The organism is Anabaena sp. CCY 0017, from assembly GCF_963920885.1.
Classification (GTDB): Bacteria; Cyanobacteriota; Cyanobacteriia; order Cyanobacteriales; family Nostocaceae; genus Nodularia.
Window position 1 is genome coordinate 1 of sequence record NZ_CAWUDG010000105.1, and the last position, 254, is coordinate 254.

General features: G+C 63.8%; 1 protein-coding gene. It reads right to left on the reverse strand.

Annotated elements, in window-relative coordinates:
• Window positions 1-254 (reverse strand): hypothetical protein (locus ACM0OW_RS25865; RefSeq protein ID WP_414553584.1); only part of this gene is annotated, 254 nt, incomplete at both ends.

A 254-nucleotide genomic window follows, 5' to 3' on the forward strand; every position in this document is an offset into this window, starting at 1 on the left:
TAGAGCGGCGGCCTGCCAAGGCTCAAGATTGCGCGATCGCAAGGACGGCGGGGTTCGCCCGTCGCCGAGCCACGCCGTCGCCCAGGAGGGCGGGCGTTGGAGCATGGACTCGATCACAGCAGTCGGTTCGCGAAACAGGAAGGCGACCGGGGCGCGCGCCGGAATGAGAAGATCGGCGAAGAGAACTTGCCAACTGCTGAACTTCACCACCGTCCCCTTGGGCGAGGCCGCTATGAAATAGCTGAGAAGATAGT